The 24,687-nt window shown below is 53.7% G+C and carries 19 protein-coding genes; 7 read left to right on the plus strand and 12 right to left on the minus strand.

From position 1 onward, the window contains the following. Nucleotides 1–343: 343 nt before the first annotated feature. Nucleotides 344–1,411, minus strand: a complete 1,068-nt coding sequence (locus tag HY913_09805; protein ID MBI4963558.1) for an NAD-dependent epimerase/dehydratase family protein — start codon at nucleotides 1,409–1,411, stop codon at nucleotides 344–346. A gap of 38 nt (nucleotides 1,412–1,449) precedes the next feature. Beyond that, nucleotides 1,450–2,517 (minus strand): methyltransferase domain-containing protein, encoded by a 1,068-nt coding sequence (locus tag HY913_09810; GenBank protein MBI4963559.1) that lies wholly within the window; start codon nucleotides 2,515–2,517, stop codon nucleotides 1,450–1,452. 300 nt (nucleotides 2,518–2,817) lie between these two features. On the opposite strand from HY913_09810, the gene HY913_09815 reads away from it, so the two are divergent. After that, entirely contained in the window at nucleotides 2,818–3,930 is a 1,113-nt protein-coding gene (locus HY913_09815) for a class I SAM-dependent methyltransferase (GenBank protein ID MBI4963560.1), read from the plus strand. Nucleotides 3,931–4,166: 236 nt separating this feature from the next. Here HY913_09815 and HY913_09820 read toward each other — a convergent pair whose 3' ends face one another. From HY913_09820 to HY913_09845, 6 genes are all read right to left on the minus strand, one after another. Further along, nucleotides 4,167–5,561 (minus strand): ABC transporter ATP-binding protein, encoded by a 1,395-nt coding sequence (locus tag HY913_09820; protein ID MBI4963561.1) that lies wholly within the window; start codon nucleotides 5,559–5,561, stop codon nucleotides 4,167–4,169. Nucleotides 5,562–5,851: 290 nt separating this feature from the next. Continuing rightward, nucleotides 5,852–6,703 (minus strand): xanthine dehydrogenase family protein subunit M, encoded by an 852-nt coding sequence (locus HY913_09825; GenBank protein MBI4963562.1) that lies wholly within the window; start codon nucleotides 6,701–6,703, stop codon nucleotides 5,852–5,854. Between the two features lie 5 nt (nucleotides 6,704–6,708). Further along, a complete protein-coding gene (locus tag HY913_09830; protein ID MBI4963563.1) occupies nucleotides 6,709–7,176 on the minus strand; it encodes a (2Fe-2S)-binding protein in 468 nt (155 codons plus the stop codon). Further along, nucleotides 7,173–9,479, minus strand: coding sequence for a xanthine dehydrogenase family protein molybdopterin-binding subunit (locus HY913_09835; protein ID MBI4963564.1), 2,307 nt, complete (start codon nucleotides 9,477–9,479; stop codon nucleotides 7,173–7,175). Before HY913_09835 ends, HY913_09830 begins: the two co-directional genes overlap by 4 nt. Nucleotides 9,480–9,544: 65 nt before the next feature. Continuing rightward, complete coding sequence (gene hisC / locus HY913_09840; GenBank protein MBI4963565.1) at nucleotides 9,545–10,657, minus strand: histidinol-phosphate transaminase; 1,113 nt, start codon at nucleotides 10,655–10,657, stop codon at nucleotides 9,545–9,547. Continuing rightward, a complete protein-coding gene (locus tag HY913_09845; GenBank protein MBI4963566.1) occupies nucleotides 10,654–11,979 on the minus strand; it encodes a hypothetical protein in 1,326 nt (441 codons plus the stop codon). Before HY913_09845 ends, hisC begins: the two co-directional genes overlap by 4 nt. 428 nt (nucleotides 11,980–12,407) lie before the next feature. On the opposite strand from HY913_09845, the gene HY913_09850 reads away from it, so the two are divergent. The 6 genes from HY913_09850 to HY913_09875 all read left to right on the plus strand — a co-directional run bounded on the left by HY913_09850 (nucleotide 12,408) and on the right by HY913_09875 (nucleotide 18,350). After that, a complete protein-coding gene (locus tag HY913_09850) occupies nucleotides 12,408–12,818 on the plus strand; it encodes a MarR family transcriptional regulator (GenBank protein MBI4963567.1) in 411 nt (136 codons plus the stop codon). 119 nt (nucleotides 12,819–12,937) lie between these two features. Then, entirely contained in the window at nucleotides 12,938–14,077 is a 1,140-nt protein-coding gene (locus HY913_09855) for a 4Fe-4S binding protein (protein MBI4963568.1), read from the plus strand. 286 nt (nucleotides 14,078–14,363) lie between these two features. Continuing rightward, nucleotides 14,364–14,813: an Rrf2 family transcriptional regulator gene (locus HY913_09860; GenBank protein ID MBI4963569.1), complete on the plus strand. Its 450-nt coding sequence runs from the start codon at nucleotides 14,364–14,366 to the stop codon at nucleotides 14,811–14,813. A 405-nt stretch (nucleotides 14,814–15,218) separates the two neighbouring features. Continuing rightward, nucleotides 15,219–16,100 carry a HesA/MoeB/ThiF family protein gene (locus HY913_09865; GenBank protein MBI4963570.1) on the plus strand — a complete coding sequence of 294 codons (882 nt, stop codon included), beginning with the start codon at nucleotides 15,219–15,221 and terminating at the stop codon, nucleotides 16,098–16,100. 107 nt (nucleotides 16,101–16,207) lie between these two features. Beyond that, the gene (cysK, locus tag HY913_09870; GenBank protein ID MBI4963571.1) at nucleotides 16,208–17,176 is read left to right on the plus strand and encodes a cysteine synthase A; all 969 of its coding nucleotides are present in this window, start codon (nucleotides 16,208–16,210) and stop codon (nucleotides 17,174–17,176) included. 31 nt (nucleotides 17,177–17,207) lie between these two features. Beyond that, on the plus strand, nucleotides 17,208–18,350 hold the full coding sequence (locus tag HY913_09875) for a PLP-dependent transferase (protein ID MBI4963572.1): 1,143 nt from the start codon (nucleotides 17,208–17,210) through the stop codon (nucleotides 18,348–18,350). 196 nt (nucleotides 18,351–18,546) lie between these two features. Here HY913_09875 and HY913_09880 read toward each other — a convergent pair whose 3' ends face one another. The 4 genes from HY913_09880 to HY913_09895 form a co-directional block, all read right to left on the minus strand. Continuing rightward, nucleotides 18,547–18,993: a hypothetical protein gene (locus tag HY913_09880; protein ID MBI4963573.1), complete on the minus strand. Its 447-nt coding sequence runs from the start codon at nucleotides 18,991–18,993 to the stop codon at nucleotides 18,547–18,549. A gap of 397 nt (nucleotides 18,994–19,390) precedes the next feature. Next, entirely contained in the window at nucleotides 19,391–20,812 is a 1,422-nt protein-coding gene (locus tag HY913_09885; protein ID MBI4963574.1) for a sigma-54-dependent Fis family transcriptional regulator, read from the minus strand. Nucleotides 20,813–21,419: 607 nt separating this feature from the next. Next, nucleotides 21,420–22,937, minus strand: coding sequence for an undecaprenyl/decaprenyl-phosphate alpha-N-acetylglucosaminyl 1-phosphate transferase (locus HY913_09890; protein ID MBI4963575.1), 1,518 nt, complete (start codon nucleotides 22,935–22,937; stop codon nucleotides 21,420–21,422). A gap of 226 nt (nucleotides 22,938–23,163) precedes the next feature. Beyond that, entirely contained in the window at nucleotides 23,164–24,336 is a 1,173-nt protein-coding gene (locus tag HY913_09895) for a putative C-S lyase (GenBank protein MBI4963576.1), read from the minus strand. Between the last annotated feature and the right edge of the window lie 351 nt (nucleotides 24,337–24,687).

Genomic DNA, 24,687 nt, shown 5'->3' on the forward strand with positions numbered 1-24,687 from the left:
CCGTAGAAATGGTTGCGAAACCTATGATTTCTTGGAAGAGTTTCCGGGGAGGCCGAACAAAAAGGGCCTCCCCGGACCCCTCCCCAAAAACTCCCATGATTTTGCACCATTGTCGCCAGAGCCGACAATGGTGTGCTGCACGAAGATTCAATACCTCTTTCTCACTGCGAGGTTTTGAGGCCATTTCTAAACTTCTGGGCGAGGCCTTTCTCTGAAAGAGAGTTGCCCCGGTACCTCTTTGAAAATCTCTATAGCACTCGCTTGGCGGCTTCCGCTGCCAGCGGAAGCCGCCAAGCGAGCAGGATATAGAAGTTTTTGGAGAGGGGTGCGGGGAGGAACCTTTTTACAAAAAGGTTCTCCCCGCTGTTGTCTTCGATCTTGCGATCCAGCTCTCGGCTATTTGCCGGAAAATCTCATCCAGGGTTACGGTTATATCCCATGAAGGGTAGTCTCTTTTGAGTTTCGACAGGTCTGAGATGTAACAGATGTGGTCGCCTTCACGGTTTTTTTCGACGTACTCGTGATTCATCGGCTTGCCGGTAATACTCTCAGTCATTTCAAAAGCTTCCAGGATGGAGCAGGAATTACCTCTGCCGCCGCCCAAGTTGTAAACTTCGCCGGGTCGGGGGTTTTCGATGTAGCAGTCAATGGCTCGGGCCACATCGAGGCTATGTATGTTGTCTCGCACCTGCTTTCCCTTGTACCCGAACACCTTGTACAGTCCGCCCTGCACATTCACCTTGACCAGATAGTTGAGAAAGCCGTGCAGTTCAACCCCGGCATGATTTGGTCCGGTCAGGCAGCCGCCGCGATAGCAAACAGTCTTCATTCCGAAATATTTTCCATACTCCTGGACCATGATGTCCGCGGCAACCTTTGATGCGCCAAAGATTGAATGCTTTGAATTATCGATTGTGAAGTCTTCTTTTATGCCGTTGAAATCCTCGTGCCGGTCAAAATCATACCTTTTCTCCAATTCCTTCAGCGGCAGAAGATTCGGAGCGTCCCCATAGACCTTGTTGGTGCTTAGGTGAGCAAACACGGCATCCGGCCGATGCTGTCGGCAGGCCTCCAAGAGGTTGAGAGTACCGCCCGCGTTGACATCGAAGTCGTCCAGAGGCCGACTCGCGGCAAGATCGTGAGACGGTTGGGCTGCACAGTGAACCACGACATCGATGGAAGCTTGTTCGAACAGGTCGAAGACGGCTTCTCGGTTCCTGATGTCAATATCGTGATTCTTGAAATTTGGATGAATGGACTCGAGGCGTTTGACGTTCCAACGGGTATCGCCTTCAGGGCCGAAGAAATCAGCCCGCATGTTGTTGTCTATGCCTATTATTGATTTCGCTCTGTCTGAATAGTAGGAAACCACTTCAGAGCCTATCAAACCGCCGGCTCCAGTTACCAGCATCCGCATATGTTACCTCAGTAAGGCAGGTTTTTCAGGTGTCAGCCAACTCGGTTTAAGTACCTGTCTTTTAAGAATAACACAGTTCTCTTGGCCGCAGCAATAGATCCGAACTTGCGCCAGTATGCCAAGCCACTTCGCAGGATGCTTTTGGAACTCCTCTCGAACTCTTTTCCCAAATAATATCGTGCAAGCCTAAGATAGTCCTTATGTACCGCATCGTGGCAAGCTCTGAGATGCCTTATTTGTGCAGGCGGCAGCTCGTACTCCGATAATTGTCGGTTCGGATCGAACGAAACCAACATGTCCATACTATCTGAATCAGCCTTCCAAATGACATTCATGGATTCTCGGTACTGGAATCCATGCATGCCGGCCAGCAAGGCGAGCGAGAAATGGTCGAAAAACAAGGTGTGATATATGTCACGATATCTGTGTTGCTCAATGCCCCAGTCATTGGTTAGCGGTGTCTCAATGAGGAGCACTCCTCCGGGAGCAAGCAGGTCCGCGAGCTTGACCATAAATGCATGGGGATTTGTAACATGTTCGATGACGTGCGCAGCAAGGATACAGTCAAATTTCTCCGCAGTGTCCAAATCTTCCAGGGAAGCCTTCTTTACGCTAAGTCCCAGGTGGGTTCGAACGTAGCGGATCTGAATTTCGCTCAGGTCAATGCCCGTAACTTCAAAGCCTAGTTCTTTAAAAATCAGCGAGTTATGGCCCCGGCCACAGCCAACGTCAAGGAAGGTGGGGGCCGTCGTATTACTCCGGCGAAATCCCTTCAGCCAGGAATCAACTCCCGCGGCCAAGAATTTGGACTTCCACTGCTCGAGAATGCCGCGCGCGCCAGGATCGTGAGGGCTTTCGAAGAGATGCGTATTGCTGAGAAACTCTTCATAACCCTCTTGATTGTACAGGCCATCGAGGTCTTTCGAGTCATAAATCGGGTCAATGAACTGGAGACCACAAACTGTGCACAGATGGACATCCCGGTCGTACACCGAAATGTCATGAACATAAACCGCGTATTCGTCCAATGGTCTGAAATCAGATCTCTTTCCCAGGCGGCGACAATCGGTGGCGCTACAGACCGGGCACTTTACGGCCATGTTGGTTCTCCTGGAATCGCCGGTTCCCTTGCTCTGCTATTACTCGCCGGAACGCACATTGGTATTACGTGGTCGAAGTTTTGGCATGATAGCATCAATCAGCGGACACGGAAACACTTCCGCGGTTTACAGGAGGCCGATGCCGTGTAGACTTTCGACGTTGACTGGCGAATAGCGGTGATGTACTGTTCGACGGAATGCGCTGAAAGTGACTTTCCAGCGTAAAGCGGGCGGTCTTGCGCAGGCGCGGGATCAGCGGCTTCTCTGTTATTTCAGTATGTACTTGGGGATCGGCACGGGATGAACAACCAAGCTAGCCCTGGCGTGAAGCCCGTATCGTCGGGTCACCGCCATGAGGCCAATACCTGTCCGGTGTGCGGTGACAGCGAGACAACATTGCTGGGACGTAGGTCCGACCTCACCACCATTAAAGGTTACGCCCCATACGTGACGGACCTAGAAACCTTTAATAGAGAAGTCTTCCGGTGCTCGGTGTGCGGAATGCAATTTATCCATCCCACGTATACTGAAGAAGAGCTTGCCAGCTTGTATGAGTGTCCGGGGTACGAACGCTTTCTTGATGACAGTTTTGCCGTGAGCAACTTCACCGGCCCTGAGGGGAGAGACTATCTGGAGCGCCACAAAGTAGCAACAATAGCAGAGGGATTCCAGGCTTGGGGAGAAGAGTTTCAAAGGAAGCATTCCCGCAAACCGCGCTTTCTTGACGTCGGTTGCGGCCGGGGGACTCATTTATGGGTGTTTCAGCAAATAGGGTTTGAGGTCACCGGACTGGATCTGTCCGCGTCGCACGTCGAATTCGTACGCGAAGAACTGAACATTGATGTAGTAAGAACATCTTTGGATGACTTCGAGTGCAAAGAGAAATATGATTGCATTTGGGCCTGCCATGTGATCGAGCACGTATCATGCCCGCATACCTTCCTGAAACAATTGCTCAAGTGCCTCGAAAAGGAGGGTATGATAGTTCTTCATACCCCTCTGACAGATGACACAAGTTTGGAACAAGAAAAATACCGAGACATCTACCACACCTTGTTCTTTGATCCCTTTACTTTGGGCTTACTGACCGCCATGCACGGCTTGAAGTGTTCAGGCGGCAACTACAACTACTTTCTCATAGGTTCCAACGTAATTAACTTCTCGATGCGTTTCGTGCGCGACCATGAGCCCCCGCTTCCGACTCCCAGGGAAATGATAAGGATGCTCAGAGCGTCCTACGACCCCACGCACAAGGAGCTTCTGAGACTGGGCAGGCATTACCTGGCGACCCGAAATCCTGATCTGCTCGAGCGCGTATGGGCATTTCGTAAGGAACACGGTATTTATAAAACGTTGGCGACGAGTGTCCAGGCTCTCCGGGAGGTACTGACCGGCAAGCGAAAGTCAATTTGAAACCAGACCAAAATCGTACGTGGTGATGCTACTTGCAGAGGCAACCATTCACTTACGCGGGGGAGTTGCCGCTTTTCTGTCATTGCGAGGAGTGAAACGACGAAGCAATCTCTGCTTTTATGCGCTGAGATTGCTTCGCTTCGCTCGCAATGACAATCTTCCGCCCCTCGTAACTGAACGAATACCTTACAGAGAGTCTTAGATGCCAAAACTCTTGGCGACAATATAATGTCTTTTTACTGTTCCCGCCGCATATCAATTGAGGCTCTGATCCTGAAATCGACGATTCCTGCCGGTCGCATGTCCGGCTGAGGCATGACCCTGAACATTACCGCGTCAACGCATCTATCCAGAAAGGTTTCGACGCCCTCCACGTTTCCCACCACGCCGCAGTTCAAGAAATAAACTCCTGGCAATAAAGAACAACTGAACCTGAACTTCACATCGACGACGGTCCCAGCCTCCACAACCAATATCGCTTCGTCAAAAGTGGCATCTTTCGCTCCGCCAAGCTCGAACCCGGTTACGGTCTTGATGAGCATCCCGAACCGGACTGAAGAAGCCTCTTCGTGAAACCTTACCGTGTAGCAATAAAGGTATTCGTCGCCGCCTACAAGATTATTCACGATCTCGCCATCCAGAGCGGTTATCACAGGGTTGGAGATTTCCGCTCCTCTGGAAACGTAGCGTACGGTTGTTTTGGGGACCAAGTCAGGGTCGTAAAAGGGCTTTTCGCCCGTTTGGCGGACCCTTCCCAATCGCTCGGTGTCAACCGATTCCTTCTCGAGTCTCGCCTCCGTAGGTCCTTTCCGGGAACGCAGCTCGTCTCTCAAACGCTCCTGGTCTTCCCGAGGGGCGCTGATAAGCTTGTGATAATTACTGACCACCTGCTTGGGGTCGCCGCTCAGGACGCACTCGCCTTTATCCAGCAGCATGGCTCTGTCGCACAACTCGATAACCGTAGCCCCTGAATGTGAGACAAAGAGAATCGAGCAGCCCTTTTTTTTGAGGGCCCGAATCCGGGAAAAGCACTTGCGCTGGAAGATCTCGTCACCCACAGACAGCGCTTCATCAACCACCAGAACTTGAGGCTCCACATTAATGGCCACCGCGAATGCCAGGCGGACGTACATGCCGCTGGAGTATGTCCTGACCGGCTGGTTGATAAAATCCCCGATGTCGGCAAACTCCACAATTTCCTGATATCGCTCGTCAATCTCTTTGCGGGAAAGACCGAGGATGGACGCGTTCATGTAAACGTTTTCCTTGCCTGTGAATTCAGGGCTGAACCCCGCGCCCAGTTCGAGCAAGGCTGACACCCGTCCGTAGATTTCTGCGGTTCCCGTCGTGGGAGCCAGTGTCCCACATATTATCTGTAACAGAGTGCTTTTTCCACTGCCGTTTCTTCCGACGATGCCGACTGTTTCGCCTTTATTAAGGTCAAAGGAGACGTCTCGGAGGGCCCAAAACTCCCGGTGATAGAACCGTCGCCCCAAAAGCAGAACCTCTTTGAGCTTGTCTTTGGGAAAGCGATAAATTCGGTAACATTTGCCGAGGTCGCGCGCGGAAACAGCAATATCTTTGTTTTCCGGTCCTGATCCGCGGGGGCTGTAGGTAGGTTCTGTTTGCATCACTCAGGCTTATTGGAGGTTCCTGTTAAGTCTTCCGACTCTAAAATCGGTGAGAACGATGGGACATGTTCTAGGACCATAAGTCTTATTGTCAATAGACTACTTATTGTTGTGGCAACCATTCAGTATTGCGGGGGAGCCTTCCCGCTTAAAACGTGTCATTGCAAGCGCAGCGAAGCAATCTCAGCGTTTGAAGGCGGAGATTGCTTCGTCGTTCCACTCCTCGCAATGACAGGGAACGGCAAATTCCCTCGCGTAACTGAATGAGTACTTGTTCGGCCGCGAGGTTTTTACAACCGGCTCTTCCCTTCAAGGGAAAGACGCGAAAGCAGAGCGCCGGCGACCACGCGGCGGTACTCCGCGGAGGCCCGAACATCGTCTATGGGGGATACGGCTTCTTCGACCAGGCGAGCAGCGCTTTTCAACGTGGCCGAGGTGAGCTGCTCGCCAATTAGGGCGGTCTCCACCGCTCGGGAAGTGACCACGGTCGGGCCGACACTGCCCCAGGCAAGTCGCGCGTCCTCTACCATACCTGCCTCCGACACGTTCAAAAGAGCTGCCATGCTGGCCACGGCACAGGCTTGGGCTTTCCGCCTGCCGACTTTCTCGTAGTGAGACACACTCCACCCGGAAGTCTTTTTCAGCCACACTCCGGTGAGTGCTTCACCCTGTGCGAGGCCCACCGTTCCCGGTCCGGTGATAAATTCGTTCAAGGGGACGCGTCTGGTTTGGTTTGCCGAACCGATTTCCACTTCGGCCTCGAGGACGTAAAGGGCCGGAAGGGTGTCTCCGGCAGGGGAGGCAGTCACGATGTTGCCCCCTATGGTTCCCATATGCCGAATGGGTGCCGAGCCGAGCACGCTTGCTCCTTTGGCCAGGACGGGAAAATGCTGTCTGATTAGTTGGTGGGCTGCAACGCGGCTATGAGTAGTGGCGGCTCCGATGAAAACCTCTTCGCCGTGCTCTCGAATGCCCTTGAGGGCCTCCAGGCGTTCCAGGCAAATCAGGCACGGAGGGTTGAGTCGGCGCGAGCGCATCATCACCAGCACGTCAGTTCCGCCCGCGTAAATCGCCGCGTCAGGCTCTTTCTGCAAAATTGCCCAAAGCTCTTCGGGGTCACGGGGCAGAAAAACGTTCCGCATTGGTTTTACTCGTCTGTGGCGGAAGCAGAGGCCGCTTCGACAGCGTCAACGATCTTTTGGTACGCGGTGCAACGGCAGAGGTTGCCCGCGAGGCCTTCCCGGATCTCGGTTCTGGACGGAGCGGGATTCCGATTCAAAAGATCCAGAGTGGCAAGAGCCATTCCCGGAATACAGAAGCCGCACTGAACCGCGCCCTTTTCGACGAATGCCCTCTGAACCCGGTTCAAAACGTCTCCATTTGCCACCCCTTCAATAGTGGTAATCTGACGACCCTCCAACTGGGCCGCGAGCATGAGGCAGGAGAGGCGGCTTTCACCGTCAACCAGGACAGTGCACGCGCCGCAATCCCCTGCGCCGCAGGACTCCTTCGTACCTGTGAGGTTGAAGTCCTCGCGAAGCAGATCAACCACGCGGCGATCGGGATTTGTGTCAATCACGGTATCCACACCGTTGAGCCTGAAGGTGATTCTCATTCTGCTGGTTCCTTGCCTTCGGCCTCACGAATTGCTCGGAGCACGCGCTCGGGTGTCAAGGGAGACCTAAAAATCCGCACACCGCATGCATCGGCCACAGCATTTGCTACAGCCGGCAGAGGCCCGTTTGTGGCGACCTCTCCCGCGCCTTTGAGCCCGAAAGGCCCTGTCGGCTCGTGTACCTGGACCGGAATAGAATCAATTTCCGGCACATCCGCGGACGTGGGGATGGTATAGGTGGAAAAGTCCGGTGTCAGCACCTTTCCGGCGCGTACTTCAAATTCCTCGGACAAGGCGTAGCCCAGACTCTGAGCAATAGCTCCCTGTATTTGCTGTTCATAGATTTCCGGATTCATAACGTTGCCGCAGTCGCTGACCGCAAGGTACCGCTTGACGTCTACCGCGCCCGTAAGCTCGTCAATTTCAACCAAGGCCACGTGAGCGCCGTAAGAGAACAGGGTGTGTGGAAATCCGTGCAGCCGGAGGTCATCAGGGACGCCGAGATCATCTGTGGCGGTGGGCGCCCTGAAATATCCAACCGCGACTCTTTCCGCCGGGTTGAGTAGCTGCGCGATGCGGGAAAGTGACAACTCCCGCCCTGTTTTCAGATGCCGGACCGCACCCGGAATCATCGCCAGGTCTTCCTTACCGGGGGCCATCAACAGGTCCGCGGCCCTTTGGAGGATGCGGCCTTTGAGGGTTTCCGCGGCTTGGATAAGAGCGTTGCCAAAAGTGTATGTGCAGCGACTGGCCGAGGCCGATCCACTCGGTAGCGTTTGGTCCGTGTCAGGCAAGATGATGTCGATCCCATCCGCTTGTTGAGCCAGAATGTTGCCTACTATCTGAACATTTGTGCTGGCATTCCCCTGACCCATATCCACCACTCCGCAGTACACTCGTATCCTGCCGTCAAGAGTCAGCTCCAGCTTGGCATTGGCATAATCCGGCACCACAGGTCCATATCCGGACGCTTGCATGACCGCAGCCACGCCGACCCCGCGGCGTTTGAACGGCCCGGCATTCGACTTCCATCCTGTCCGTCCTGTCCACAACGGATGTTTGGACAGCGTCTCAAGGCAATCGGCAACCCCTGTGGAGGAGACCAGCGTCTTGCCCGCACAATTCTGGTCGCCCTTTACAACCGCATTCTTAAGGCGGAGCTGCACGGGGTCCATCCCAAGTTTTGCGGCCAACATGTCCATCATCTGTTCCATTGCCGCAGTGACCTGAGGGACCCCGAATCCGCGAAACGCTCCACCGATGGGATTGTTTGTATAAACAGCCCAGCCTTTCAGCAGAACATTGGGTATGCGATAGGGCCCCCCGGCGTGTTCCAGGGCCAGGGCCAAAACCACGCCACCGAGGTGGTCGTATGGGCCGGTATCAAGGAAGAGTTTCACGTCAAGAAAGTGCAGAGTTCCGTCGTTCTTGGCGCCCAGTCTGTAATACATGCGTGCAGCATGTCGTTTGGTCCCGGAAAGGAAGGATTCCTCCCTTCCCCACCACATTTTCACAGGCCTTCCGCCCGAATGGAGAGCAGCGAGGCCGAGCAGGCTTTGGACCGTCACACCGTCTTTGCCTCCGAACGCGCCTCCAACATACGGTGCAATTATTCGAATCCGGCTCATATCCATACCGAGCGCTTCAGCCACTTCCATGCGGTCACGGAAGGGGGTTTGCGTAGAACAGACTATTACCAGTTTGTCGTCCTGTTCGATCCGGGCCCAGCCGGACTCGGTCTCCAAATAGGCGTGCTCCTGCCGCTGAGTTTCAAAGCACGCGTCCAGGAGCAAATCACATTCTTCCTCGGCTTCCGGTCCTTTGCCCGTTTTAAGGTCGCCTTTCAAGAGGACGTTGCCTTCCGCGTTGTCCGTGTGCACGAGGGGGGCGTCACCGTGGAGCGCCTGCTCCGGGTCGAACACACCGGGAAGAGCCTCGATGTCGCAATTTATTAAGTCGAGCGCTCGGTTCAGAGTTTCTCTGCTTTCCGCGAGGACAAGCGCTACCGCGTCGCCGCAATGACGCACCTTGTCGTCAACCAGGACAGGCTGATCTTTTCTGATAACTCCCTGCCTGTTGGTTCCCGGAACGTCCTTGTGGGTGAGGACGCAAATGACTCCGGAAAGCTGTCGGGCTGACTCAGCATCGATGCTTTTCAAGATACCATGCGGAACGCCTGCCCTCTTCACTCCTGCCCAGACCATGTCTCGGCCGTAATAGTCCGCCGCGTACTTGGTCGTGCCCGTGACTTTTTCGTAAGCGTCAACCCGAGGCAAGGGTGTGCCTATGCTACAAGGCCTCATGGATTGTTTGTTCTGGAATTTCATTTAGATTTTCTTGGCCATGGAAAAATTAAGGACCAACCACATTAAGGTCTCCGAACCACTTTGGCGAGCGCCTCGACAAAGGCTTCCATTGCTTCCATTCTAGCGATAGTCACTCTGATATAGTTCGGGAAACGGAACCCGGTCATCGTCCTGACCATGACGCCCTCGGCCATGAGCTTGCGATAGACCAAAGTGTCGCTCATGGGGAGCTTGATCATCATGTAGTTGCCCTCTCCTGAGACCGTGTGAAGCCCTAAGCCGGTCAGTTCGCGGCTAAGGAACCTTTTACCTTCCGCCACCAGCTCGCGAGTTCGCCGGATGTGCTCCGTATCGCCCACCGCGGCCAGGGCTGCTTCCTGTGCCAGGGAATTGACCGAGTACACGACGCAAGTCCGTCGTATTATGTCTACCACATCCGGGTCAGCTACAAGGTAACCAATGCGGAGGCCGGCCAACCCGAACATTTTGGAAAACGTCCGAAATACCACTATGTTCGGGTACTCGTTCATCAGGGACATTCCGTCGGGGAAATCATCCGAATCGACGAACTCGAAGTAAGCTTCATCCAGCACCACGATCCGGCGGCCACCCACAGCATCGAGGAACGCCCGCATAGTGACCCGGTTCCAATAAGTGCCGGTGGGATTGTTTGGATTGCACACAAACAGGATCTTGGTGCGTTGGTCTATCTGCTCCAACATTCCCTGCCAATCGAACCCGTAGTCCTTCAGAGGCACCAGTCGCGCCTCGAAGCCGGAAAACTGGGCCACCCACTCATAGACCGCGAATGTCTTATCCGCGGTGACAATATTATCCCCCTTTTCACAAAAGGCTTTTATGACGAACGTTATTGCCTCGTTGGCTCCGTTGCCTACCAGGAATTGGTCAGGGTGTTTGCCGAATTGATCGGCCAACTTCTTGCGCAGATAATAAGAGTCGCCGCTGGGATAAACGGCCGCTCCGGGAGGCGGAAAGCGCTTAATTACTGCTTGGGCGAGAGGAGGTGGGCCTAGGGGGTTCTCGTTATTGTTGAGACGATACAGGCGAGAGCACCCGTATAGTTTCATCAATTCGGCATCAGGCTTACTAGGGATATATGCCTCAAAATGCCGAACATAATCCGGAACCAATCTTTCCAAAGTGGGGCGGTTCATCCTGGCAGATCACCTGTTTTGAGCTGGAAGACCACCAGGTCCCGATTGCCCGCGTAAGGCAAGACCAAGCGAGGTTCAAAGTCGTTCTTCAACAATGCGGGGACGAATTCCATCTGCCAGGGCTCTCCCAGGTCCAGCGGAAAGAGAACGTTCGTTAGGCCTTCGTTCGTGAGGATTTCCACGTGACGAGCCAGATTGTCCTCTGAATCAGTCCCTGACAAGACGGGGTTGAGGGTAACCTGCTTATTGGGACGGTCAAACTCGGCGGACAACACCGAGTACGCCTGCGTGGCTTCTCCTTGACTCCGAACGAGCCGAATCTCCCGCGCCAGAAAAAGACGCTCAAATTCCCCTTTCAGGAATGCTTCGAGTTCCGGATGGCACCACACCGCGGTCCCTGCATCCTCCAGCAGCTCACGATAGAATATAGGTAGCTCCCGTGTGCCTCGGTCCTCGGTCCGATACCTCAAGATTCCCAGCTTCTGGAAATATCCTTCGGGCAGGTCCTGGGTCGGAAATCGGTTTGTCAGCCCAACAACCTCGGTTCGGGCCAGGTTCTCTATACACCTATCTACGAGTGACGCGGCCATTTCGGTGCGAGTCTCTGATTTGGGTCCGAGGACATATGGTCCATAGCATTCCGCAACGGTTTGCCTGGCCATGTGCCATAAGATCCCTCCTCCGATCTGCCCGCGTTCGTCGCTCGCTATGCTTGCCCGATATTCTCCCGAAGCCACCATATCGGCGACTTTGCCGGGAAAACTAAAGAAGGGGGGCAGAATCATTCCGGCATATTGCCTATGGACAAGGCTGACGAATAATTTGACTTCCTCAGTGTCTGGCGTTCTCAGTTTGAAATGAACAAGGCCCTGTATTTTTGGCAGATCATCCGTAGCAATGACCGGATAATCCTTGTCCTTAGTGAGAGTCAGAAGGTGTTTGTTGCTTTCGCCCACAAAAAAATCGAAGCGATCTACCATGCGGGAGGCTATAAGAAGCCCGGTTTCCTGAAAGCTCGTTTCGTCCTGGACAGACGCGGTTGCAGTCAGGTTGAAAGACCGCATGTTAAAGTCTTGCGCTTCAAAGAAGAACTGCACTTTGACGTAGTACAGACCTCCGAAACATCGAATTTCAAGTTCTTGGCGCGGGACTCCAACCGTGCAGAGGTAGGCAAAGATCTCCTCAGTGGCCAGGGTTAGAGCCAGTGCGCCCGAGTGATCCATTCCAAAAGCACCGGCGCTGTTTTCCACAAAAGAGGTGGCCAACTTGAGAAACGCCGTATCGGCTTCGAGGCTTAGTGTAACTTGCTGCTTCCGAGGCATTTGAGGGGGACGGCTCCTGTAGGCTAACGATTCTTAGGGGCGTTTTGGACCGCTTATGTGAGCTTGTCAAACAGACCCGGCCTACCCGCAGCAATACATGAAAGACAGCGGGCAGCGACAAGCATGAGGATAGCGGAAAAGCTCTTGGTACCGCAATCAATATTAAGTGCTCGAAGGGATGTGTTTATCAGTCTGTCCTTGCAGGCATCCGAACGAGCGACCAAGCTCTTTGTTGGCCGCATGGGGGATAGCTTACCCCTTTCGCGGCCTCACTGACGCCATCCGGCATGTCATGGCGAGCGCAGCGAAGCAATCCGCTCATATCGGTGCGGCTCTCTCTGGTCGCGACTGAACGGTTATGGGGGGTGGACCATTTTCTTGACAGGCCATAGCGAAAGATTTAGTTAGTATACTAACGGATGTAAAGTATGCGATACCACGAATGCATAGTGTTTCTTCTCGCAAAGGCCTACCAGAAGGCTCACGGGAATCTGAAAAGAAAAGTTGTCCCTTTCGGGCTCACACCTGTTCAGGTTCTAGTCGTTGAAGCATTGCGCGATGAAGAGGGGGTCTCCGCCGGAGAGATGGGTCGGAAACTAATGCTGGACAGTGCTACACTTTCCGGTGTCCTCGATAGATTGGTCGAGAAGGGATGGATAATCAAGGAAACCGATTCAGCGGACAAGAGATCTTTGCGGATCTACCTTGGATCGAAGGCCCGTGACCTGAACGAATTCATAGCTGTGGAGCGGGAAAAAGCAAACGAGGAGATCCTCGGTGAATTGTCGCTTGAGGAACAGGTCCTATTGAAGCGACTGCTCAGGCACATCAGTGGGTGATTTTTTTGGTCCGATATCTTGTATGCAAACTAACCCCCCCAACCGATATCTTCAAAAGGAGGAACGGACGGTGCGGAAGGTCCATCTATTTTCCGGTTTCATGAGTCTTGGAGGTGATCATGACTGACGAGAAAGCGTACGTGGCTCTTATAGACCGATGCCGAACCGGGATTTTCGGTCTTCCGGAATCCGAACTGCTTCTGCCGTTGTTCAAGATTCGGTTCACACGGGAGGAAGCAGCGTTCCTCTTGGATTTGCCTGACAAGCCTCAAACCATCGAAGACCTTGTGAAGAGGTTTAGCCTGCCTGCAGAAGAGCTGAAGGCAAAAATGGAGCCAATGGTTAAAAAGGGGTTTATCCGCGAATACGAGAGCAAATCAGGGGCTAGGTATTCGTTTTCTGACCCGATGTTTTTCTTTTACCGCATGCCTGGCTGGAAGGGTGAAGATGATGAATGGAATCGTAAGATATCGCCAATGCTGAACAAATATTACGTCGAAAACCTGGGCGCGGAGGTCATGGGACACCCCACCAGGGGCCTTCGAGCAATACCCGTAGGGCAAACGATCAAGGATACCAGGCAGATACTCCCCTATGAGGACGTTCTTGAATACGTGCTGACAGCCGACTATCACGCAGTGGCCACCTGTCCTTGTCGTCATCGTCACAATCTTGATCCCAGCCTCCCCGACTGTAAGCACGACACTGAAACTTGTTTGCATTTCGGGCAATTGGCCCGTTACATGGTAGAAAATGGTATGGGCCGGCAGATAGCCCGTGAAGAAACGCTGGAGATTCTCAAAAAAGCCGCGGATGCAGGACTGGTCCACGGCATCTCGAACACCAAGACGGGGATCGATACCATATGCAACTGTTGCTCATGCTGTTGCCAGTTCCTCGAACCGGTAAAGATGCCTCATTTGGTTATGGGCAAGCACCAGCGGTCGAATTACAGGGTGCAAGTCAACCCCGAGACCTGTCAGGCATGCGGGCTTTGCGCGCAGCGTTGCCCTGTGCAAGCGATTGAACTGAAAGGCAAAGATAATGTCCCGAAACCGGGAAACCGCGGGAAACTTAAGTCAAAAGACCTTAAGGAAGTGGCCTACGATCCCGATCAGTGCATCGGATGTGGGGCCTGTGCTCACAAATGCCCGACTCAGAGCTTGAGCCTCGTCCGCCGCGGGGAGAACGAGGAGGATATTCCTGAGAACGTTTTGGAACTTGGCAAGAGGTTGCTCAGCGAACGAAAACACGATTGATCAAAGATATTCTACTCTGCGCGCAGGACCCGGCCACCAGACCTCCTGTCGCTTCGCGCCCCGCGGGTGGGACCGGCATCTTGCCGGTCATTCCAATAGACAGGCTGGAAGCCTGTCCCACCGAACGTCCGGGCTACCCGCCGCGCAACACAATTCCGCCGTATCCATTAGTTTTGAGACAGCCGCCTTCGCGCGCCCCCAGATTGGTAAAAAAACTTGACACGGAAACATTGCGGTGGTAAAACTCTACTTAATCGGTCGAGAAAGTAGTATTGCGGCAGGGCGTATGTCAATCTCTCAAAAATCTCAATATGCTGTGAGAGCTGTCTTTGAATTGGCAAAGCGCCATGGGAAAGGGGCCATCAGGATCAGCGAGATAGCGGAGGCCCAGGCCATTCCCCGTCGATTCCTGGAGAATATTCTCAACCGTTTGAAAGGGGGGGGATTTGTCGAGTCGGCTCGGGGTAGAGACGGCGGATATTTCCTGACTCGTCAGGCTCGTGAACTCACAGTCGGCGAAATTCTAAGGTTTACGGAAGGCCCCCTGTCTCCTGTGGACTGCGGAGTAAAAACTAAAAAGGACACTTGCCCCATGTATGGGTATTGCCCGTTTCTTTCCTTGTGGGAACGAGCGGAGAAGGCCCTGGAAGCAGTCTACGACGGCACTACTTTTCAGGAGCTTGTACAGCAGGAAGCCAAGGCACGGGAGGAAGGATTTGTTGACTATGCGATCTGAAATCTTCGTGGTCGAAGCTTCGGGTTTCGAGCGACCTTGTCCAAAAAAAAATGACAGGTCCTTCGCTCTCATGGCAGTGTCATGCATGCGGGTCTTGTGTGGGGATCTCCTTAGCGGCCCCTCCACATTTGAATCTTTTGTCCTCGATCAACCGGAGTTCCTGGAAACTAGGGTGATTTTTTTTGCGGTAAATGTCTATCAGAACGATCGAGTTACTTAACTAATAGGAGGCATCCCTTTTCCCCGGGTCTCGCGGTAGGACACTTTTGTTGATTTCAACCCCGACGTCGGCCCCATAACCCTTGTGAGCGGAAGGAATGGAACGGCCTTACCGGCGTCCGAAAAGACCACGAGGTCGGCTCCTGAAACAGTTGGTCCTAGTCAAAACAGAAGGAGGTAAGGCAAATGAACCTCGACTTTTCAGAAGAAGAAATTATGCGTTATTCCCGCAACATGATCTTGCCGGAGGTCGGCCATTCCGGGCAGGAACGCCTGAAAGCCTCCAGCGTGCTTCTCATTGGAATGGGCGGCATCGGCTCGCCCGCGGCCCTGTATCTTGCCGCGGCCGGGGTGGGGCGCATCGGACTGTGCGATTGTGACGCGGTCGAGCTTTCGAATCTACAGCGACAGGTCGTTTTCCGAACAACTGACGTGGACAGAGCCAAGGTGGAGTGCGCCAAAGAGGCGATTTCCGCGCTCAATCCCAATTGTGTGGTGGATACGTACCACATGCTGCTCAACAACGCCAAAGTCGCTCGAGACATAGTGCGAGGTTACGATGTTGTCATCGATGGAAGTGACAATTTCTGCACGCGGTTTCTGGTGGCCGATTGTTGTTGGCTTGAGGGGGTTGCGCTGGTCTCTGCCTCGGCAGTTGGATTCCAGGGACAGCTGCTAGTGGTGATTCCCGGTGCGGAGAACCCCTGCTATCGGTGCCTCGTCCCTGAACCATCGCCTGGAAGCACCGCGGCAACTTGCCGGGTGGTCGGTATCTTTGGCGGGATTGTGGGAGTCATGGGGAGCCTGGCGACAGTGGAAACCGTGAAGGTTTTTTTGGAGCGTGATGCGGATAGTGCCCGCCGTTTCTTGATGTACGACGGCCTGCGTTGCCGGTTTGTTATTGGGGAACGGGTCCGCGATCCGGACTGTCCACTTTGTGGCGACGCGTCGCCTGTCACGCACGCGGTGGAACAGGACTCGCTTCCCTTTGAGCAGCGCCACGGAATTTACTTAATTCGGAATCGCGAAGAATGTGAATACCGGACATGGGAACCAGAGGGCCAGTAATTCAGGCTCCTTGACTAGATTTGACACTTTTTAGACAACCGACCAAGATCGCAGGTTTTGCGGTCTTTTTGGCAACACGGTCGAGTATTTCCCACGGAGGAGAGCCAATGGCAAGAATTCATGCCGACAACAGCTTTAGCATCGGCGGTACCCCGCTGATACGTTTGAACAGAGTTGCCGCGGGGCTTCCCGGAATAATCCTCGCAAAGATTGAGGGACGCAATCCGTCCTATTCCGTGAAATGCCGCATCGGGGCCGCGATGATCTGGGCAGCAGAGAGAGACGGGAAGCTGACTCCAGGATCGCGGCGGGTGACGGTCTTGGAGCCGACCAGCGGCAACACAGGCCTGGCGTTGGCCTTTGTGTGCGCTGCTCGCAATTATCCTATGTTGTTTACGATGCCGGAGACCATGTCAGTAGAGCGTCGAAAGATGCTGCGGATTTTCGGAGCCGACCTTATTCTAACCGAAGGCGCCAAAGGAATGCCGGGCGCCATTGCCAAGGCAGAGGAGATTCTGGCGAGCGATCCCGATAAATATTTCCTGCCGCAGCAATTCAAGAACCCCGCCAACCCGGAAATCCACTTCAAGACCACGGGCCCGGAAATCTGGGACGACACTGACGGAAAGGTGGATATTTTGGTCTCCGGCATTGGCACTGGCGGAACCATCACCGGTGTATGCAGGTTCATCAAGAACGTGAAGAAGAAGAATATCTGGTCAGTGGCGGTTGAACCAATTCATTCCCCCGTGTTGACGATGATCCGAAACGGTGAGGACCCAAAGCCCGGGCCACATAAGATTCAGGGCATCGGCGCAGGATTCAAACCCGATGTTCTGGATCTGGACCTGGTGGATGAAATCGCGACCGTGTCTAACGACGAGGCAATTGAAATGACATTACGCCTGCACCGTGAAGAAGGTATTACCTGCGGCATTTCTAGTGGAGCGGCAGCGGCAGTTGCCGTGCGCGTCGCGGCCCGACCTGAGAACAAGGACAAACTGATTGTCTCAGTGCTTCCGGATGCGGGTGAGCGTTACCTGTCGACGGTCTTATTTGAGGGTATTCAGGCCTGAGACATTTAAGGATAATTGTAAAGGAGCGGATATGCGCTTTGAAACACTAGCTATTCATGCCGGCCAGGAGAAGGACCCCACGTACGGCGCGGTGATGACACCAATCTACCAGACGTCGACCTTCGCGTTTAAAGATGTCAATCAGCCGGGCGAGTTCGATTACTCGCGTAGCGGCAACCCCACTCGTAAAGCCTTGGAGAATTGTCTAGCGGCTTTGGAAGGCGGCACGGACGGATTCGTCTTCTCCACTGGAATGGCCGCGGAGACCACTGTGCTCGAAACGTACGGCCCCGGCGACCACTTAATTGTCCACGATGACCTTTACGGAGGAACGTACAGGCTGTTGGTGAACGTCACGCGAAAACACGGCGTGGACGTGGAGTTTGTGAACCTGCGCGATTTGGACCTGCTGCGCAAGGCGATCCGCCCGAACACCAAGGCCGTGTGGACCGAGACCCCAACAAACCCCATGATGAACCTCCTGGACTTGAGAGCAATCGCTGACATCGCGCGAAAACACAAGATAATGACCATCTGTGACAACACGTTTCTGTCGCCCTATTTCCAACGCCCACTTGACCTGGGTATCGACGTGGTTGTCCATTCCACTACAAAGTACATCAACGGCCATTCTGACGTGGTGGGGGGAGCGGTTATTGTCAAAGATCCCGATATGGCCGAAAAGATTGGGTTCCTCCAAAACGCTATGGGTACATGCGCCGGGCCATTGGACTGTTTTCTGGTCTTACGCGGGGTGAAGACCCTTGCGGTTCGTATGGAAGCCCACAATAGTAATGCACTGGAGTTGGCACGTTGGATGGAAGCACATCCCAAGGTGGAGCGCGTGCTGCATCCCGGTCTGGAAAGTCACCCTCAACACGCTCTCGCGCAGCTACAGATGACAGGGTACGGCGGTACCTTCTCCTTTTGCGTCAGAGGAGGCGAGGCCGAGACTTTCCGATTGCTCGGGGCGGTCAAGCTCTTTACGCTGGCAGAGTCGTTGGGCGGCGTAGAGTCGCTAATCGAGCACCCCTGGTCGATGACTCACGTGTCCATGCCTGAAGACGTCCGCGAACTTATGGGTATTACGCGCAATATGATCAGAATCTCGGTGGGGATCGAGCATATCGATGACCAGATTGCGGACCTGGCGCGGGCCTTCGAATATGTCTGATCAAGAGCGAAGGTGCCATACCATTTCGCGATAAAACAACTAACCTCGCCCGCGGCAACGGTTCTTGCCCATTTTCGGGGTTGACTTGGGTTTCGCAGGGGCTGTGAAAATACCCGCAGAGTCGCACGCGAGGTTTCATGCAAGATGGGCGCCGCGGGAATCGCTGTGCGCCCATCCGTGCCGTTGATAGGCCCTGTTATTGGCAAAACGTTTGCGCCTGAGGCATGGGCTTTCCCATCTGTGCCTCAGAAGGTTTCTTGGCGCCCGATTCACAAGGATTTGCGAAACCGCGGGGTTCCTCCAGGTTGACTGCCGGATGACCCTGCTCGAATGTCGCATGCGGATTGTCACCCATTCTGGCATGGGCGTCCGCCGGGCATCGGTAATCCGAACTTGGTTGAAGATCGTCGGTGAATGGCCTGGGCATGGGTCTTCCGCATTGCTCTTCAGACAGTTTCTTGGCGCCTGCTTCGATCGGATTTGCAAAAGCCGCGGGTTCGTCTTTGTTCACCGCGGGATGACTCTGCTCAAAGGTGGCATGAGGGTTGTCCCCCAGCCTCTTGTGAACATCGGATTCTCTCGTAATTTCTCCTTCAATTCCGAATGCTTCTTTGACCTTCTCAAATACTTCTCCTATGCTCATGACAATTCCTCCTTCAACTATTGTTATTCTCAGGACTTAATTTGGTCACTTACGGTGATATAATTGTCCTTGAGGCTTTCCTTCCTCATTTGCTCTATTACTCTTTTAATTACTCACCCAAATACGAAGAGGCAAGAATGGACGGACCTCGGTTCCCGGCAGGACCGCGAATACTGTCCTTCAGTTGCGGTTGGCGAAATACTGCCATCGTGACCCCTATTGGAAAGCTAGAGAAGCGATCTGTGCCGGTAAAACTGGAGATTGATTGGGCATTTCACCCTTGGCGATTACGCAATAAAGCAAATTCTTCCACGTCAACTGGGGATCAAGGTTGGAAATAAAGAAGCTTGACGGAAATTCCGAGGGGGTTGGTGAGTATCTACGGCCCTTTAGGGAACTACTCTGAAGCGTCTTCGTCCGGCCGTATGTCGTACTCCTTTATTTTGGAGTGCATGGTCTTGCGATCAATTTGTAGTAAACGGGCTGCCTTGGACTTGTTCCCACCCGTTCGCTTCAATGCGTCGATCAAACAGCGCCGCTCAACTTCCGCGGTAGCGCGCTGCACGGCCTCTTTCAAAGGAAGCCCTACTATTTCCCTGCATTCTTCAATTTGAGCGTCATTTTCCGGACTCGTTGCGCCAACTTCGCCAAGCGACAAATGCTCGGGTGTGACCAACTCTTCGGCAATCAGCACTGCACGGCGCACAACGGATTTAATTTGACGCACGTTTCCAGGCCAACCGTACGTGGTCATTGTGTTCAACGCTGATTCTGAAAAACCTTTCACTTTTTTGGCCAATTCCACATTGGTCGCGATGAGAAAACGATTGGCCAGGTGAATGATATCTTGTTTTCGGTCTCGGACAGGCGGGATCAGAATTGTAAACTCACTTAAACGGTAGAAAAGGTCCCGGCTGAATGAGCCCGCGGCCACCGAGGCATTCAAATCCTGATTGCTGGCCACTATTAGACGCAGATCAACCGTCACGGGCTTTCTGCCTCCCACCCGGAAGAAGCTTCTTTCCTGTATGGCCCGGAGAAGCTTGATCTGAGAGGAAAGCGGCATATTGCCGATTTCGTCCAGAAACAAGGTCCCATGTTGAGCCAATTCGAATTTTCCTGGTGTCATTGCCGCGGCGCCGGTGAAGGCGCCTTTTTCATAACCGAACAGCTCGCTTTCAAAGAGAGTTTCCGGAATTGCACCGCAATCAACAGGTATCATCGGACCGGCGGACCTTGGGCTCGATTTGTGAATAGCTCTGGCCACAAGTTCTTTTCCCGTGCCGGTCTCTCCCTGAATGATGACGCTGAAATTCGAGCGTGCAACAAGTGCAGCTTCAGCAGCGATCCGCTGAACAGCCGCGCTCGGCCCCATCATCTCCTGAAGCCTGGCGATTTCGGAACCCTCTCCGGTGTCGGAGGGCGTCGGCGTCTTGCGAGCAGATTGCCTGGTTTCCAGTGAAAGCCTGATCTTGTCTACCAATTCCTTGTTGTTTAGAGGCTTTGGCAGATAGTCAAAGGCCCCCTCCTTCATGGCCCGCACGGCCCCGTCAATGCCGCCGTACCCGGTAATAATGAGAAACGGGAGGGTCGGGTCATATTCTTTCGCACGCCGCAACAACTCCATGCCGTCCATTCCCGGCATCATCATGTCTGAGACCACGGCGTCCGGTACACCCAGGCGAATCATTTCCAACGCTCGCTCACCGTCATGCGCCACCAGGGGCATGAACCCGCTTTTTTTGAGCAAGCGAAAAAGAATTTCACAAATATCCTTTTCGTCATCGACGATTAGGATCCGACCGCCTCGTTGCATCACCCAATGACCCTCAATTCCGGTTCCTGCCTGTTAGCGCGGAACCGAGCTTGCTCATGGACCAAAGCGTCTTGCCGACAACCGGCAAGGCAGCTTCCCATTCTTCACCGTAATTTTAGCCAATTCAAGTAACTTATAACTTTGTTAGCCCACCCCGAAATGTTTGTCAACCTGCCCGCCGTAAGCATTCAGTTGGGCCGGGAAGCCCCGGCACGCTCGACACAAGGCGCGGCAGGACAGACCTCTTGCCGTCGTCCATGAGCCGGCACGTTGACTCTCGAAAGGGCCTGACTATATTAAAAACAGACAATTGAAAGGCCCTTAAGGGGGTGATCTGACATGGAAGAGAGGTCATCCGAAAGAAAGTGCTGTTGCATGGAAAGCTTCTGTCGGAAGCTCGTGACTGAGTCCGACTGCATCAGAGCCGGTGGAAAAATAGTGGATAGATGTTCGGATTGTAAGTAACACACGCTGCACAAACTGCGGGACGTCGAGGGTTACCCCTGGCGTCTTTTTTTTCAAGAGATGGGCCGTAGGCTAGAAACACCCGTTTGCCGAGGGGTGTTGTACGCTCTAATGTTCTTTCAAGCGACTGTTACGAACGCAGGATTTAATCGGCGTGAATTTTTCTGGTCAACTCGACGACGTTGTTCTTTTTCGAGCCGGCCAGTTCCAACTGATGACTCTTCATTTCACTTCTGAAAGCCATCAAAAAACGATGCCACGTCAGCATTAGGTACTCATTGTAGGTCTCGTCATCATGAAGGGCGCGGGCCCATCTAATGCTGATCACGTACTCTTGAAAGGTTTCTTCGGCGTGTATTCTAGGGTTTTCCGGGTGGGGGGGCCGGATATTCGTCCATCGTTCCAGCAAGTGGTCGCCGTGGGTCACTTCGACATAATCAAATCCCAGGTCCTTGACCCCAGTCTGCAAAAGCTCGACAAGCTCATGAAAGGACCTCGCCCTGCTCAACCTGTTTCTCATGAAAGGCAAGAAGGTTCCCAGGAACTTGAAGTGACGCCTGTTCCGCAGGGTGGTCAACAACTGGTTCACCCGATACAATCTGATCGACGCTATTGCGCCTGCAAAGACCACCGTTGCTATTGCCGCAGCCAGGAACCTGAATGCCATGGAGCTTTCTTCAAATACGAGGAAGAGCGTCAGGCCGCAAAGAGCCGCGCTGAAAAAATAAAAAACGGCAACGGTCAGCCTGGGATTCTTCATTTTGTCGATAAGGCGGTGGTGAAGGTGGTCCCCGTCTGCAAGAAAGATGGCCTGGCCCCGTATCCAGCGTCTCGAAATCGAGAGAGCAACCTCGAAGAGGGGAATCCCGAAAGGCAAGAAAGGAATCAAAATCATCATGGAGGTCCCGAAACGTTGTCCGGGGGACACTGCCGCGGCATGGCTGGTGGCAAGTGTCCCCAGGAGAAAGCCCAACATCATGCTCCCGCCGTCGCCCAGGAAAATTGAGGCAGGAGGGAAGTTGAACATCAGGAACCCAAGCAGGCTTCCGGAGATCGTAAATCCAATCGTCGCAGTGAAAATATCGCCCTTGACCAATCCAATGACACTACTTGTCAAGGCCGCAAAAAAACAAATTCCGCCGGCCAGTCCATCCATCCCGTCTATCAGGTTGATGGCATTGGTTATCACCACAACCAACACTACAAGGAGGGGGATACCGTACCACCCGAATTCGATGGGCCCCAGCAATGGAAGAGTGGCTGAAAATATGTTATGGCCGCCGGCCACCAGGATAACGCCTCCGAGAATTTGACCGAGCAGCTTTTTTCGCCACCCCAAATCCTTCCTGTCATCCAGTGTTCCGAGAATAAGCAGCCACGTGGTTCCGGCAAAAAGGGAAAGCATTTTCAGCATGGTCGGATGCTGCAACGACAAGTAACCCGACCACAAAAGCGCAAAGAACGACAAAAAAACCACTGCAAACGGAGGGTAAATCGCCAGGCCTCCCAGGAGAGGAGTTGCCTTGGCATGATTACGCCTGCCGCCTGGAGCGGCTACAAGGCCATTTTTTAGGGCCGCCTTTTTTAGCAGAGGAATGAGAATGCAGGTCGTGGTAAACCCGAAGGCGCTTAAAAAGGCAGCCATCAGAATTGACGAAGTCAACCACACCCCCTCTAAATTTCATGCGAATCGGCCAGGGTACAATTTAGCCATAAATTATACAACCAACCTATGCGCCCTGCAACTATCACGCTATATGGCCGAGAATTCCGATAATGTCAAGAAGAGGGGTCGCTGTTTAGCCGTGCTTACACACCTGTGTTTCATGGGGCTGAGGGAGCACGGAGGTGCCTGTGCGCTGCTGTGTTTCCGCTCTGATCGGGGATTTTTACCGATCGGACTGTTGTCTCTGACCAGACAGCGCCAGTTCCATTCTTCTCAGGGCCTCCAGAAGAATGGAACGCGGACAGCCGAACGTGAGTCGGAGAAAGCCCGGCCCGCCGAAAGGTGCTCCGTTGGCAAGTCCCACTCCTGCATTTTCGAAAAAAGCGACAGGATTTTGCAGACCAGTGGCTCGTGTGTCGATCCATGCAAGGTAGGTACCCTCCACATGGCTCATTGACAGTCCTGGCATAGCGTTTACGGCCCGCGTGACCGTTTCACGGTTGTCGCGCAGATAATCCAGGAGAGCAGCGAGCCAAGCCCAGCTGTCGCGATAGGCGGCAATGGCCGCGGCATAGCCGAGCGCATTAACGTGCGGCACGATGCCGGCCATAGCTTTGCGAAAAACTCCGCGCAACTCCTCGTTGGAAATTATAGCAAAGGCGCATCCGAGACCAGGCAAGTTGTATGTTTTGCTGGGAGCCATGAACGTGATGGTCCGCTCCGCCACATATGAGTCCAGGGTCGCTATGGGAAGGTGGGCCTTGTCTTGATCGAGCACCAGGCCGCAGTGAATTTCGTCGGAACAAATTACGATGTCGTGGGCCCGGCATATTGTTGCCAATTCGGTCAATTCCTCGCGCGAAAATACACGTCCCACAGGGTTGTGCGGATTGCACAACAGGAAGAGGCGAGTTCGCGAGGTTATGGCTTTTTTCAAAGCCGCGAAATCAAAAGCCCATTTGTCGAGCGGGCATTCGAGCGATACTTTTATAATGTTTCTTCGCGAATGCCTGGGAGCTGTAAGAAACGGCGGGTACACCGGGACCGCTGTCAGCACGTCGTCACCATCCTGGCCCACCGCTCTGCACGCGGCATTAAGCCCGGTGACCAGTCCGGGCAGCCAGACAAGCCATTCGCGTTCCACCTGCCAGCCGTACGAGGACTTAAGCATCGCCTGGACAACCCTGACCAGCTCTTCGGGCGCTGCGGTGTAGCCGAAAACCCCATGTTCGACTCGGCGGTGGAGAGCGTCTATCACCGCGGGTGGGGAACGGAAGTCCATATCGGCCAGCCACAAAGGCAGGATGTTCCGCTCTTCATACATGGCCCACTTCTGGCTGGAGGTCCCGAGTCGGTCTACAGGCGTATCGAAGTCGAATGGGCTAGTTTGCTTCAAGATTCGTCTCTGTTACGTGAATTCGCGATTAAAGCGGTTGCTATTATACCAGTTGCCGCAATTTCTAATCTCGGAATCATGCACTTGGCAAATAAGAGGCTGCTAGCTGGCCATCATCCGGAGCTGCATCTCCAATTCCTGTACGGCGCGCATGGCGTGCGCCCGTATTAGGGCGGTCCCGCGTTCTGCGCGGGATCGCCCCTACAGGATCAGGCGATGAGAAACAAGTACGGATACCCTGTGGTCGGCGCTATGATTTCCGCGAAGATGAGGCATTATTTGCAAAGTGAAAAATTCCGTTGTAATCAGACACTAATTTTGACGTTTGCTACATGGCGTTCCTTAAACACA

This window comes from Desulfomonile tiedjei (genome assembly GCA_016212925.1).
Taxonomy (GTDB): Bacteria; Desulfobacterota; Desulfomonilia; order Desulfomonilales; family Desulfomonilaceae; genus JACRDF01.